The 12739-nt window shown below is 70.5% G+C and carries 11 protein-coding genes and 1 riboswitch; of the genes, 6 read left to right on the forward strand and 5 right to left on the reverse strand.

The features are described 5' to 3' along the window. The first annotated feature begins 31 nt into the window (after positions 1-31). Positions 32-1246 carry a serine hydrolase domain-containing protein gene (locus ACFYSH_RS04685; protein WP_388750908.1) on the forward strand — a complete coding sequence of 405 codons (1215 nt, stop codon included), beginning with the start codon at positions 32-34 and terminating at the stop codon, positions 1244-1246. A 64-nt stretch (positions 1247-1310) separates the two neighbouring features. On the opposite strand, the gene ACFYSH_RS04690 is transcribed toward ACFYSH_RS04685, so the two are convergent. Continuing rightward, entirely contained in the window at positions 1311-1847 is a 537-nt protein-coding gene (locus ACFYSH_RS04690) for a hypothetical protein (RefSeq protein ID WP_359472831.1), read from the reverse strand. A gap of 108 nt (positions 1848-1955) precedes the next feature. Further along, entirely contained in the window at positions 1956-3395 is a 1440-nt protein-coding gene (locus tag ACFYSH_RS04695) for a gamma-aminobutyraldehyde dehydrogenase (RefSeq protein ID WP_359472833.1), read from the reverse strand. A 162-nt stretch (positions 3396-3557) separates the two neighbouring features. Here ACFYSH_RS04695 and ACFYSH_RS04700 point away from each other — a divergent pair, with 162 nt between their 5' ends. The 5 genes from ACFYSH_RS04700 (at position 3558) to ACFYSH_RS04720 (ending at position 8690) form a co-directional block, all read left to right on the forward strand. Next, on the forward strand, positions 3558-4064 hold the full coding sequence (locus tag ACFYSH_RS04700; RefSeq protein ID WP_359472971.1) for an Lrp/AsnC family transcriptional regulator: 507 nt from the start codon (positions 3558-3560) through the stop codon (positions 4062-4064). Next, the gene (locus ACFYSH_RS04705; RefSeq protein WP_359472835.1) at positions 4049-5428 is read left to right on the forward strand and encodes an aspartate aminotransferase family protein; all 1380 of its coding nucleotides are present in this window, start codon (positions 4049-4051) and stop codon (positions 5426-5428) included. Before ACFYSH_RS04700 ends, ACFYSH_RS04705 begins: the two co-directional genes overlap by 16 nt. 226 nt (positions 5429-5654) lie before the next feature. Further along, entirely contained in the window at positions 5655-6392 is a 738-nt protein-coding gene (locus tag ACFYSH_RS04710; RefSeq protein WP_359472837.1) for an ATP-binding cassette domain-containing protein, read from the forward strand. Beyond that, the gene (locus tag ACFYSH_RS04715) at positions 6374-7537 is read left to right on the forward strand and encodes a hypothetical protein (RefSeq protein WP_359472839.1); all 1164 of its coding nucleotides are present in this window, start codon (positions 6374-6376) and stop codon (positions 7535-7537) included. Before ACFYSH_RS04710 ends, ACFYSH_RS04715 begins: the two co-directional genes overlap by 19 nt. Positions 7538-7571: 34 nt before the next feature. Beyond that, positions 7572-8690: a Rossmann fold nucleotide-binding protein gene (locus ACFYSH_RS04720; protein WP_359472841.1), complete on the forward strand. Its 1119-nt coding sequence runs from the start codon at positions 7572-7574 to the stop codon at positions 8688-8690. 23 nt (positions 8691-8713) lie between these two features. Here ACFYSH_RS04720 and ACFYSH_RS04725 read toward each other — a convergent pair whose 3' ends face one another. The 3 genes from ACFYSH_RS04725 to ACFYSH_RS04735 are packed head-to-tail and all read right to left on the reverse strand — an operon-like array spanning position 8714 to position 12491. Then, the gene (locus ACFYSH_RS04725) at positions 8714-9736 is read right to left on the reverse strand and encodes an ABC transporter ATP-binding protein (protein WP_359472843.1); all 1023 of its coding nucleotides are present in this window, start codon (positions 9734-9736) and stop codon (positions 8714-8716) included. 2 nt (positions 9737-9738) lie between these two features. After that, on the reverse strand, positions 9739-11352 hold the full coding sequence (locus ACFYSH_RS04730; protein WP_359472974.1) for an iron ABC transporter permease: 1614 nt from the start codon (positions 11350-11352) through the stop codon (positions 9739-9741). Positions 11353-11396: 44 nt separating this feature from the next. Next, positions 11397-12491, reverse strand: a complete 1095-nt coding sequence (locus ACFYSH_RS04735; protein WP_359472845.1) for a thiamine ABC transporter substrate-binding protein — start codon at positions 12489-12491, stop codon at positions 11397-11399. 71 nt (positions 12492-12562) lie between these two features. Next, positions 12563-12679, reverse strand: a riboswitch (TPP riboswitch). Between the last annotated feature and the right edge of the window lie 60 nt (positions 12680-12739).

The following is a 12739-nucleotide window of genomic DNA, read 5'->3' on the forward strand; positions in this document are numbered from 1 at the left end:
CGTCACGGACTTCACCTCCCGGAGGCACCTGATGAACCCGCGTACCCGCACACTCCTCGCTGCGGCACTCGCCCTCGGAATCGCGGCAGGCCCTGCCGCTCCGGCCGCCTTCGCCCAGGTCACCGCCGTTCCGGCCGAGGCGGGCGTGCACACCCTGCCGCCCGCCGGCGCCACCGCGCTGAGGGCGGCGATCGCCGGCCTGCCCGCCGACGACGCCACCGCGGCGCTCGTCCGGGTGGGCGGCACCGACGGCAGCTGGCGGGGCAGCTCCGGCGTGCACGATCTGGTCTCCGGCCGTCCCGCCGATCCGGCGGCGCGTTTCCGGGCCGGGTCGGTCACCAAGGTCTTCACCGCGGCCACGGTCCTGCAGCTGGCGGGCGAGCGGAGGCCGGACGGTGCGCGGAAGCTGGACCTCGACCGTACCGCCCGGCACTACCTCCCCGATCTGATCCCCGCGGCGTACGGGCAGATCACCGTCCGGCAGCTGCTCGATCACACCAGCGGGATACCCGCGGCGCAGGGGCCGGGCGACACACTGGAGGAGTGGTACGCCCACCGTTTCGATCTGCAGACACCACGGGCGATGCTCGCGGCGGCCACCGCGCAGGCACCGGAGTTCGCTCCTGGCCGCAGCCAGCACTATCTCAACATCAACTACACGGTGCTGGGGCTGCTGATCGAGCGGGTGACCGGCGACTCGTACGCGCATCAGGTGGGCGAGCGCATCCTGCGTCCGCTGGGGCTGCGCTCCACGTCGTTCCCAGGCACCGACCCGCGGATCCGGGGGCCGCACAACCACGGGTACCAGGTCTTCGACGCACCGGGCGGCGGGACGGAGCTGCGGGATGTGACGGTGTGGGGGGTGACCGACGGCTGGGCCGCCGGGGACATCATCTCGACCACGGCCGATCTGGAGCGCTTCACCCAGGCCCTGTTCTCCGGCGAGGTCGTGCGCGGACCGTTGCTGGAGGAGATGTTCACCCTGCCCGCTTCCTCGGTGCGTACGTACCGGACGGGTGAGCCCGCCCAGTACAGCGCGGGGCTGAGCGTGATGACCCTGGGCGGGCGTGAGGTCTGGGGCAAGACCGGCGGCCGTTGGGGCTACAACACAGCGGTGGCGGCCACCCGTGACCTGTCCAGGACCCTGGTGTACAGCGTCAACTCCGTCGACGCGAAGGGCCATGACAGGAACGCCACGGCGATGGACATCGTGGTGGCGGCCTTCGGGACCCCGAAGGCCGGCTGAGCGTCCCGCGCCGGGCACCGCGCCGGCCGCCCGTCAGGCCGCCACGGTGCCGTCCCGCCGGTCGTCACGCCGACGCGGTGCCGACCGGCCGGGTGTGCGCCACACCGGTCAGCGTCTCCAGGCGCTTGATCATGCGGTGCACGACGAACAGGGGGATGACGCCGAAGACTCCGAAGGACATGTCGATGACGCTCCACCAGAAGGGGATGTCCCGGATCGGCCCACAGATCAGGGCGAGCGGAATGATCCCGGCACAGGCGATCATGCCGAACTCGATCACCCAGATGTTGCGGACCGGGTCGCGGTAGGGGCCGTAGAAGGCAACTGCGATGACGAGGTGGGCGAAGGCCAGCCAGTCGGTGCCGTACAGCACGAAGGGATGGTTCGCGTCGGCCTCGTCGAGACCGGTCCTGACCCGGGTGATCCACTCGGTCAGGGCCGGGAAGTGCTCGGGCACGGGGGAGGCGGAGGAGTTCAACAGGTCCTCGGCCCAGTGGAGTTCGGTGACGAGCGGGAAGGCTGTGAGCCCGCTCAGCACCAGACAGACGATGAAGACGACCAACCAGACGCGTATGCGCCGCAAGAGGGCTCGCTCGCTCATGGCCGCAGCGTACGCCCGCCATGAACGCGTTCAAAAAGTGGGGGGCGGCACGCACGCGGAACGGCCCCGGGCTGAGCCCGGGGCCGTGCTCGCGCCGCTGCGCGGGGGTCAGTCGTCGAGCGACGTCATGACGTGCTTGATCCGGGTGTAGTCCTCGAAGCCGTACGCGGAGAGGTCCTTGCCGTAGCCGGACTTCTTGAACCCTCCGTGCGGCATCTCGGCGACGAGCGGGATGTGGGTGTTGATCCACACGCAGCCGAAGTCGAGCTTCTTGGACATCCGCATCGCGCGGGAGTGGTCCTTGGTCCACACCGAGGAGGCCAGGGCGTACTCGACGCCGTTGGCGTACTCGACGGCCTGGGCCTCGTCCGTGAAGGACTGGACGGTGATGACGGGGCCGAAGACCTCGTGCTGGACGATCTCGTCGTCCTGCCGCAGGCCCGAGACGACGGTCGGGGCGTAGAAGTAGCCCTTGTCGCCGACCCGGTGACCGCCGGCCTCGACCTTGGCGTGCGCGGGGAGCCGCTCGATGAAGCCGCTGACCTGCGCCAGCTGGTTGGCGTTGTTGAGCGGGCCGTACGCCACGTCCTCGTCGTCCGGCAGGCCGGTCTTCGTGTCGGCCGCCGCCTTGGCGAGCGCGGTGACGAACGCGTCGTGGATGGACTCGTGGACCATGACGCGGGTGGCGGCCGTGCAGTCCTGGCCCGCGTTGAAGTACCCCGCCTCGGAGATGCCCTCGACGGCCTTGGCGATGTCGGTGTCCTCGAACACGACGACGGGGGCCTTGCCGCCGAGCTCCAGGTGGACCCGCTTGACGTCCTTGGCGGCGGACTCGGCGACCTGCATGCCGGCCCGCACCGACCCAGTGATGGAGGCCATCGCGGGGGTCGGGTGCTCCACCATCGCGCGGCCGGTCTCGCGGTCGCCGCAGAGGACGTTGAAGACGCCCTTGGGCAGGATCCGCCCGATGATCTCGGCGATCAGCACGGTCGACGCCGGAGTGGTGTCGGACGGCTTGATGACGACGGTGTTGCCGGCGGCGAGCGCCGGGGCGAACTTCCACACGGCCATCATCAGCGGGTAGTTCCACGGCGCGACCTGCGCGCACACGCCCACCGGCTCGCGGCGGACGATGGAGGTGAGGCCCTCCATGTACTCGCCGGCCGAACGGCCTTCGAGCAGCCGGGCGGCGCCCGCGAAGAAGCGGATCTGGTCCACCGCGGGCGGGATCTCCTCGGTACGGGTGAGCCCCAGCGGCTTGCCGGTGTTCTCGGACTCCGCCGCGATCAGGTCCTCGGCCCGCTCCTCGAAGGCGTCCGCGATCTTCAGCAGTGCCTTCTGGCGCTCGGCGGGCGTCACGTCGCGCCAGGCGGGGAACGCGGCGGCCGCGGCCTCCATGGCGGCATCGACGTCGGCCTGCCCGGACAGCGGCGAGGTCGCGTAGACCTCTTCCGTCACCGGGTTGACCACATCGATGGTCCGCCCGTCCGCGGCGTCCCGGAACTCTCCGTTGATGTAGTTGCGCAGACGGCGCACCTCGGTGGTCACAACCACCCCTCCTGTCAGCTGTCCGATGGGTGAGACCCCAACACTAGACCGTCGGGTGACGCTTTCGACATACCCACCCGCCGCGAACTTCGGATTCAGTGCTATTCGGATGCCCAGACGACGAATTTCATCGATTCGGGCTTGCCAGACAGACGAAGCTCGGTGCACAGTGGGGGCGTGGCCAGTCGCAGCGCAGACTCCAGGACCGGGAACGGATCGTCCCCAGCGGTCGATGCCGTGTCCCTCGCAATCATCGAGCAGCTTCAGGAGGACGGGCGCAGGCCGTACGCCGCGATCGGCAAGGCCGTGGGCCTCTCCGAAGCGGCCGTGCGCCAGCGTGTCCAGAAGCTGCTCGACCAGGGCGTGATGCAGATCGTCGCCGTCACTGACCCGCTCACCGTGGGGCTGCGGCGCCAGGCGATGGTCGGTATCAACGTCGAGGGCGACCTCGACCCCGTGGCCGAGGCCCTGTCGGCCATGGCCGAGTGCGAGTACGTGGTGATGACCGCGGGCTCCTTCGACCTCATGGTGGAGATCGTCTGCGAGGACGACGACCACCTGCTGGAGACGATCAACAAACGCATTCGGGCCATTCCCGGTGTGCGCTCCACCGAGAGCTTCGTCTACCTCAAGCTCAAGAAGCAGACCTATATGTGGGGAACCCGATAGCCGTGAGCAAGGACCTCAGCCGAACCGCGTACGACCACCTGTGGATGCACTTCACCCGCATGTCTGACTACGAGAACGCGCCCGTTCCCACCATCGTGCGTGGCGAGGGCACCTACATCTACGACGACAAGGGCAAGCGCTACCTCGACGGTCTCTCCGGCCTGTTCGTGGTCAACGCCGGGCACGGCCGTCACGAGCTCGCCGAGACGGCGTACAAGCAGGCGCAGGAGCTGGCCTTCTTCCCGGTGTGGTCCTACGCCCACCCGAAGGCCGTGGAGCTCGCCGAGCGGCTCGCCGACTACGCCCCGGGCGACCTCAACAAGGTCTTCTTCACCACGGGCGGCGGAGAGGCCGTGGAGACCGCCTGGAAGCTGGCCAAGCAGTACTACAAGCTCAAGGGCAAGCCGACCAAGTACAAGGTCATCTCACGCGCGGTCGCCTACCACGGCACCCCGCAGGGCGCCCTGTCGATCACCGGTCTGCCCGCGCTGAAGGCCCCGTTCGAACCGCTGGTCCCCGGCGCGCACAAGGTGCCGAACACCAACATCTACCGCGCCCCGCTCTTCGGTGACGACCCGGAGGCCTTCGGCCGCTGGGCAGCCGACCAGATCGAGCAGGAGATCCTGTTCGAGGGCCCGGACACCGTCGCCGCGGTCTTCCTGGAGCCCGTGCAGAACGCCGGCGGCTGCTTCCCGCCGCCGCCCGGCTACTTCCAGCGCGTGCGGGAGATCTGCGACCAGTACGACGTGCTGCTCGTCTCCGACGAGGTCATCTGCGCGTTCGGCCGCCTCGGCACGATGTTCGCCTGCGACAAGTTCGGCTACGTGCCGGACATGATCACCTGTGCCAAGGGGATGACCTCGGGCTACTCCCCCATCGGCGCCTGCATCATCTCCGACCGGCTGGCCGAGCCGTTCTACCAGGGCGGCAACACCTTCCTGCACGGCTACACCTTCGGCGGCCACCCGGTCTCCGCGGCGGTCGGTCTCGCCAACCTCGACATCTTCGAGCGCGAGGGCCTCAACCAGCACGTCCTGGACAACGAGAACGCGTTCCTGACGACGCTGCAGAAGCTGCACGACCTGCCGATCGTCGGCGACGTCCGCGGCAACGGCTTCTTCTACGGCATCGAGCTGGTGAAGGACAAGGCCACCAAGGAGACGTTCACCGACGAGGAGACCGAGCGCGTCCTGTACGGCTTCCTCTCCAAGGCGCTGTACGAGAACGGCCTCTACTGCCGGGCCGACGACCGTGGGGACCCGGTCGTCCAGCTCGCGCCGCCGCTGATCTCCGACCAGTCGACCTTCGACGAGATCGAGGGCATTCTGCGCGGTGTCCTGACGGAGGCCTGGTCGAAGCTCTGACCGGCACCGGCCCGCCGCCGACATGACGCGCGGCGGACATCGCCCACAAACCACGCGGCCCGGATACACCCGTTCGAGTGAGAACGGGTGTATCCGGGCCGCGTGCTGTCCCGCCACCTCGCTCCGGCTGCCTAGCGTGCCGAGTGACCGATCGGCCTTGTTCTCGTTGTATTCGTTCTCCCCCGTGCGGGGGACGGGAAATCTGATCCGAACCGAGGTGTACGCCATGGTGGCCCCGCCCGACAACGACGTGATCTGGGCACGTTCCCTGCACCACTCCCACAACGGATCGCCGGGGCTCAGCGGTGTCTCGCTCGGTGTCCGCGAGGGCGAGATCCTCGCCGTGACCGGACCCCGTGGGAGCGGTAAGACGACACTGCTGTACTGCCTCTCCGGCCAGCTCGTGGCCCAGGAGGGCGAGGTCTGGTTCAACAGCGTGCCCGTGCACACCATGGGCCCCCGGCTTCGCGCACAGCTCCGCCGGGACAGATTCGGCTGGATCGCGGCCGAGCCCCAGCTCGTGCCCGAGCTCAGCGCCTGGGAGAACACCGCGCTGCCGCTGCTGCTCCGGGGCGTCTCGCACCGGACGGCGAAGAGAGCCGCCTCCGAGTGGCTGGAACGCCTGGACATCGGTCCGCTCGCCCAGAAGCGGCCTCACACCCTGCTCCAGTCGCAGCGCCAGCGGATCTCCGTGGCCCGCGCGCTGGCCGCCTCGCCGTCCGTGATCTTCGCGGACGAGCCGACGGCGACACTGCACCTCGCCGAGCGCGCACACCTGCTGCGCACCTTCATGACCGCGGCACGGTCCCACGGCATCACCGTCGTGCTCGCCACCCACGACGCGGAGGTCGCCGCGCTGGCCGACCGTGTGGTCGGCCTGCTGGACGGCCGCCGCGTCACCACCGTCTCCCTGCCCTCCGCGTCCGATCCGGAAGGCCGCTCGGCGTGCTCGCTCTCCGTCTGACCCGCGGCTCACATCCCCTGGTCCTGATGCGGCGTCTGCTCCTGGCCACCGCGTCGGCCGGGGTGGGCTTCCTGCTCCTGTGCACCCTCGGCTACGCCTCCGGGCACCCGGCGCACGCGTCGGGCTCCGTACTGCGGCTGCTGTGGTGCGCCGTGCCGCTCGCCGCGACCGTCCGGTTCGCGGTGGCGGTCGCGCGTACGGATCCGAGTACCCGCCCGCGGCCCGGGCTCTTCGCCGCCGGTCTGGACCCGGCCCGTCTCTCCGTGCTCGCGGCGATCTCTACGGCGGTGTCCACCACACTGGGATCGGTGGTGGCGCTGCTCTTCTTCCTCCATCTGCGCGGCGATCTGACCGGTCTGCCGTTCGACGGCGGTGCCGCCGAGTTCCTTGGCGCGGGCACCCCGATGCCCCTCGCCGCCGCACTCACCCTGCTGGCCCTCGTACCGCTGGCCTCGTCCGCGGCCGGCGGGCTCGCGCTGCGCTCCAGGCGGGTCGCACCGTCCGAGGCCCAGGAGACCGAGGCGGACCTCGCGCCCGCCTCGGCTCCGACGGGGCTGCCCTGGGGCGTGGCCCTCACGGCGGTCGGACTCGCGGTCGAGGCGTACGCGAGCCGCGGCACGGCGGGCAACCCCTTCCCGCTGCCGGGCCGGCTGGACTCCACCCCGGCCGCCGTGCTCGCGGGCTGGACCCTCACCGCGACCGGCCTGGCGACGGCCGGCCCGGGCCTCACCCATCTGTGCGGACGGCTGCTCCAGGCGGTGCGGCCCGGTGCCGTACGGCTGCTGGCGGGCAGGGTTCTGATGGACGAGGCGACCCGTATCGGCCGCCCGCTGGGAATCGTCTGCGCGGTGCTGTCCGGGGTGATCGCGGCATCCGTCCTGCACACCGACGGAGCTCGTCCCTTCGGACCGCTCACCGCACTCGGCGCCGTACTCGTCCTCGGCTGCACCACGGCGACCCTGCTGACCACCGCACTGGAGGCCAGGCAGGCCCGTGCCCGTACGGCCAGGACCCTGCTGCGGCTCGGTGCCCCGGCCTCCGCGCTCCGGTCCGCCGCAGCCCTGCGGGCGCTGGTGCTGCTGCTCGTCCTCGGACCACTGACCTGGGCGATCGCGGAGCTGGCGGCACTGCCTCTGACGGGGTGACACCTGCCGCCGGGGCGGTCCGTAGCATGGCGGCGTGGACACCACGGACGAGTACACGTACGCGCCAGGCGTCGAGATCGAGACGCTCACGGCATTCGACCAGGCAGTCGCGGCCGGGACGCTCGCCGGTCACCGCGTCCAGGCCGTCGACCTGACGGACCGGAGCGACGCACTGCTCACGACCGGAACCCAGGGCGCCGTCTTCCTCGGCTGCCGCATGGCGCCCCGCGCCGAGGCGAAGATACGCGCGGACGGGGCGTTCGTCTTCCCGCCGGTACCCGGCCTCCCCTTCGACCCGTACCGGGGACTGCTGTACACCCCCGACGCCCTCTACGAGGGTCTGGTGGAGGGCGGTTACGGGGCGACGCCCGACGCGCGGGCGTACGACTGGTTCCAGCTGACCAAGGCGAACGGTGACGTCTTCGCCTCGATGCTGCGGGCCCTCCACGACGACGCCGTCTCCGACGCCCTGGACGAACACCTCGTCGGGGCCCGTGTGGTGGGCGTGATGGGCGGCCACGCGATGGCCCGCGGGTCCGAGGAGTACCGCGGCGCGGCCGTGCTCGGCAGGGAACTGGCCCGCAGCGGTCTGACCGTGGCGACGGGCGGTGGCCCGGGTGCCATGGAGGCGGCCAACCTCGGTGCCTACGCGGCTCCGCACTCCGACGCGATGCTGGTCAAGGCCTGCGAGCTCCTGGCGGCGGAACCGTCGTTCAGCCCGTCGATCACCGCATGGGTGAGGGCCGCCTTCTCCGTACGGGAACGCTGGCCGGACGGCGGTTCCTCGGTCGCGATCCCCACGTGGTTCTACGGCCACGAGCCGCCCAACGCCTTCGCCGACCACATCGCCAAGTACTTCGCGAACGCGGTGCGCGAGGACGGGCTGCTGGCCCGCTCGACCGCCGGTGTGATCTTCCTGCCCGGTGCCGCCGGGACCGTGCAGGAGATCTTCGACAACGCGACGCCGAACTACTACGAGTCGCGTTCCGCGCCCACGCCGATGGTCCTGGTCGACCGTGCGCACTGGACGCGGAAGCTGCCCGCCTGGCCACTGCTGGAAGCGCTCGCGGCAGGCAGGTCGATGGAGTCCCGTATCGCGCTCGTCGACACGGTGGAGGAGGCGGCCGGCGCCCTCGCCCGGCTGACGGGCTGATCCCCGGCCGGACTCCGGAGCACTCAGGCCGGGGGGAGGACCACCGTCTCCGCCGGGTCGAAGGTCACGCCCACCACGGCCCCCTCCTCCGGGGTGTCCCGCAGCGCGCACTCCGCCTCCAGGGCCGGCCCGTCACCGGGGTGCAGGGCGACGGTGACGTGGTGGCCACGGAAGGTGCGTACGCCCACGGTGCAGCGCAGGCCGTCCTCGGTGCGGCCGATCCGGACGCCACCCGGCCGCACGAGCAGTTCGCATTCGCCCTGGGGCGATCCCTCGGACACCGGCACCTTGCCCCAGGCGGTGTCGGCGGCCGTCCCGGTGACCGTGGCGTCCACCAGGTTGTCGAAGCCGAGGAAACGGGCGACGAAAGCCGACGCCGGGTGCTGCCAGACCTGCAGCGGGGTGCCCACCTGGGCGATCCGGCCGTCCCGCATGACCACGACCCGGTCGGCGAGTGCGAAAGCCTCGCCCTGGTCGTGGGTGACGGCGAGGACCGTGGTGCCCAGCCGGCCGAAGAGCGTGCGCAGTTCGACGACGAGCCGTTCGCGCAGGCTGCGGTCCAGCTGGCCCAGGGGCTCGTCGAGCATCAGCAGCTTGGGACGGGGCGCCAGGGCCCGGGCGAGCGCCACGCGCTGCTGTTCGCCGCCGGACAGGGAGGCGACGGCACGCCGGTCCGCCCCGGGCAGGCCGACCAGGTCCAGGAGCGCACCGGCCCTGCGGTCGCGTTCGGCGCGGGGGACGCCGTGCATCCGCAGTCCGAAGGCGACGTTGGCGCCGACATCCCGGTGCGGGAACAGCTGGTGGTCCTGGAACATCAGGCCGAGCCCGCGGCGGTGGACGGGCAGCGGTGCCTGGTCGACGCCGTCGAGGAACACCCGTCCGCCGTCCAGGGGCTGCAGCCCGGCCACGGCCCGCAGAAGCGTCGACTTGCCGCTGCCGCTCGGCCCCAGCACACAGACGACCTCGTGGTCCTCGACCTCCAGGTCCACCGCGTCGAGCGCGGTCCGCTTCCCGAAGCGGACCGTGGCGGACTCCACTGCCAGCATCTCTAGAACTCCCCGGATCGGTCGGTGCGGATACGTTCGAGCAGGAGCAGCGACACCGCGCAGACCAGCATCAGAATCGTGCTGAGGGCCATCGCCTGGCCGTAGTTGAGCTCTCCCGAACGCCCCAGCAGCCTGGCCACGGCGACCGGCAGGGTGGGGTTGTCGGGGCGTGCGATGAACACGGTCGCGCCGAACTCACCGAGCGACACGGCGAAGGCGAAGCCGGCTGCCACCAGCACTGCCCGCCGTACCAGCGGGAGGTCCACCTCGCGCCAGGCCCGCAGCGGCGAGGCACCGAGCACCGCGGCGGCCTCCCGCAGCCGTTCGTCCACGGCACGCAGGACGGGCAGCATGGTCCGTACGACGAAGGGGACGCCCACCAGCGCCTGGGCGAGCGGGACCAGGATCCAGGACGTGCGCAGGTCGAGCGGCGGCTTGTCGAGCGTGATGAGGAAACCGAAGCCGACGGTGACCGCCGACACCCCGAGCGGCAGCATCAGCAGGGCGTCGAAGCCCCGCACCAGTCTGCCTGCCCTCCGGGTCAGCGCGGCGGCCGCGAGGCCGCCGATCACGAGGGCGAGGAGCGTCGCGACCAGGGCGTAGCGCAGCGAGTTACCGATGGCGTCGAGCGGCGGGACCAGGAAGGTGGAGCCGTTGGCGTCGGCGGACCGGAGTGCCCGGTAGAAGTCGAAACCGTAGCCGCCGGACGTGTCCAGGGAGCGTTCCACCAGCACGCCGAGCGGCAGCAGGACCAGAAGCAGCACGGTCAGCAGTACGCCGGCGAGCAGCGCCCGCTGGCCGGCTCCGCGGGGCGGCCGGGAGGTCTGCGCCGGGTCGACGAGCTTCAGCGCCGTCTCCCGGCGCCGTACGGTCCAGGCGTGTACGGCGAGGATCGCGCCGACCGCGGCGAACTGCACCAGGGTCAGCACCGCGGCCGTCGGCAGGTCGAGCAGCTGGGCGGTCTGCCGGTAGATCTCCACCTCCAGCGTGGAGTAGGCCGGACCGCCGAGGATCTGGACGACACCGAACGAGGTGAAGGTGAAGAGGAAGACCATCAGAGCCGCGGCGGCCACGGCCGGTCCCAGCGCGGGCAGGGTCACGCGCCGCCAGGTGGCGACACGGCCGGCCCCGAGCACCCGGGCGGCCTCTTCCTGGCGGGGGTCGAGCTGTGACCACAGGCCGCCGACGGTCCGTACGACGACCGCGTAGTTGAAGAAGACGTGGGCGAGCAGGATCGCCCACACGGTCGTGTCGAGACGGACTCCCCAGAGCTCGTCGAGGAACCCGCCGCGCCCCAGCAGTGCCAGGAACGCTGTGCCCACCACGACGGTCGGCAGGACGAACGGCACGGTCACCACGGCGCGCAGCAGTTGCTTGCCGGGGAAGTCGAAGCGGGCGAAGACGTAGGCACCGGGCAGCGCGATCAGCAGGGTGAGCACGGTCGAGGCGAGGGCCTGCCAGGTCGTGAACCAGAGGACATCGAGGATGTCCGGCCGGCTCAGCACCGCCCCGATCCTGCCGAACTGCCAGTCGCCGTCCGGCTTCAGCCCCCGGCCGACGATCGCGACGACCGGGTAGGCGAAGAACAGGGCGAAGAACAGGACGGGCACGGCCATGAGGCCGAGCCGCACCGCGTTCCCCCGCCAGGCGGGCCGCGCGACTACTTCACGACGAGCGAGGACCATGACTGGACCCACTGCTCACGGTTCTTGGCGATCTTCTCCGGGGCCACGGTCGCCGGCTCGTCGACGGTCGCACCGAACTTCGTGAAGAGTTCCGGGAGCTTCGCGTCCTTCACCACCGGGTTCACGAACATGTTCAGCGGCATGTCCTCCTGGAACTGCTTGCTGATCAGGAAGTCCAGCAGCGCCTTGCCGCCCGCCTCGTTCTTCGCGCCGTCCAGCAGGCCGGCGAACTCGATCTGGCGGAAGCAGGTGCCGGTGGCGACACCGGTCGGGGCCTCGGCGGGCTGTGGATCGGCGTACAGCACCTCGACGGGCGGGCTGGAGGCGTACGAGACGACGAGCGGACGGTCGGCCTCGGCCTTCTTGCCGCCTGCGGAGCCGGAGAACTCCTCGTTGTACGCCTGCTCCCAGCCGTCGACGACCTTGACGCCGTTGCTCTTCAGCTTCTTCCAGTAGTCCTGGTAGCCGGTCTCGCCGTAGGTGGCGACGGTGCCGAGCAGGAAGCCGAGGCCGGGCGAGGAGGTCGCGGCGTTCTCGGTGACGAGGAGGTTCCTGTACGCGGGCTTCAGCAGGTCGTCGAAGGACGTCGGCGGGTCGAGCTTCTTGTCGGCGAAGTACTTCTTGTCGTAGTTGACGCAGATGTCACCGGTGTCGACGGGCGTCACCCGGTGCTCGTCCGCGTCGAGCCGGGTGTCGGCCGCGACACGGTCCAGGCCCTTCGCCTCGTACGGCCTGAACAGACCGTTGTCCAGGGCCCGGGAGAGGAGCGTGTTGTCGGCGCCGAAGAACACGTCACCACGGGGTGAGCCCTTGGTCAGGATCTCCTGGTTGAGCGCGGCTCCGGCATCACCGCTCTTGAGCACCTTGACCGTGTAGCCGGTCTCCTTCGTGAACGCCTTCAGGACGGCGTCCGAGGCGTTGAACGAGTCGTGACTGACCAGGGTGACGGTCTTGGAACCGGCTCCCTCGCCACCGGAGGCCTTGTCGTCGGAGCCGCCGCAGCCCGCGAGCGCGGTGACACCGAGCGCGGCGGCAAGCGCCGTCGCCGCGTACTTCGTGGTGGTGTTCATGTGATTCCTCCTGGAGGTGACCAGGAAGAGACGCGGCCCTGCCCGCTCGGTGAGCGGGCAGGGCGCAACAGCTTGAGTAAGGTCCGAACTTCCTACCCGGAATGACCCGGGCGAGGTTCAGAGGGTCTGCGGCCGACCTGTCCTCGGTGCCGCACTCTCAGCGCTGTGGCGCTCCCCTGTCGGAATATGAAGTTGATTTCGGGCCAGGCTACACCGGCCGGATCACGCCGTACCGGCCGGATCGTGCC

The sequence above is a fragment of the Streptomyces sp. NPDC005791 genome, from assembly GCF_042871485.1.
Taxonomy (GTDB): Bacteria; Actinomycetota; Actinomycetes; order Streptomycetales; family Streptomycetaceae; genus Streptomyces.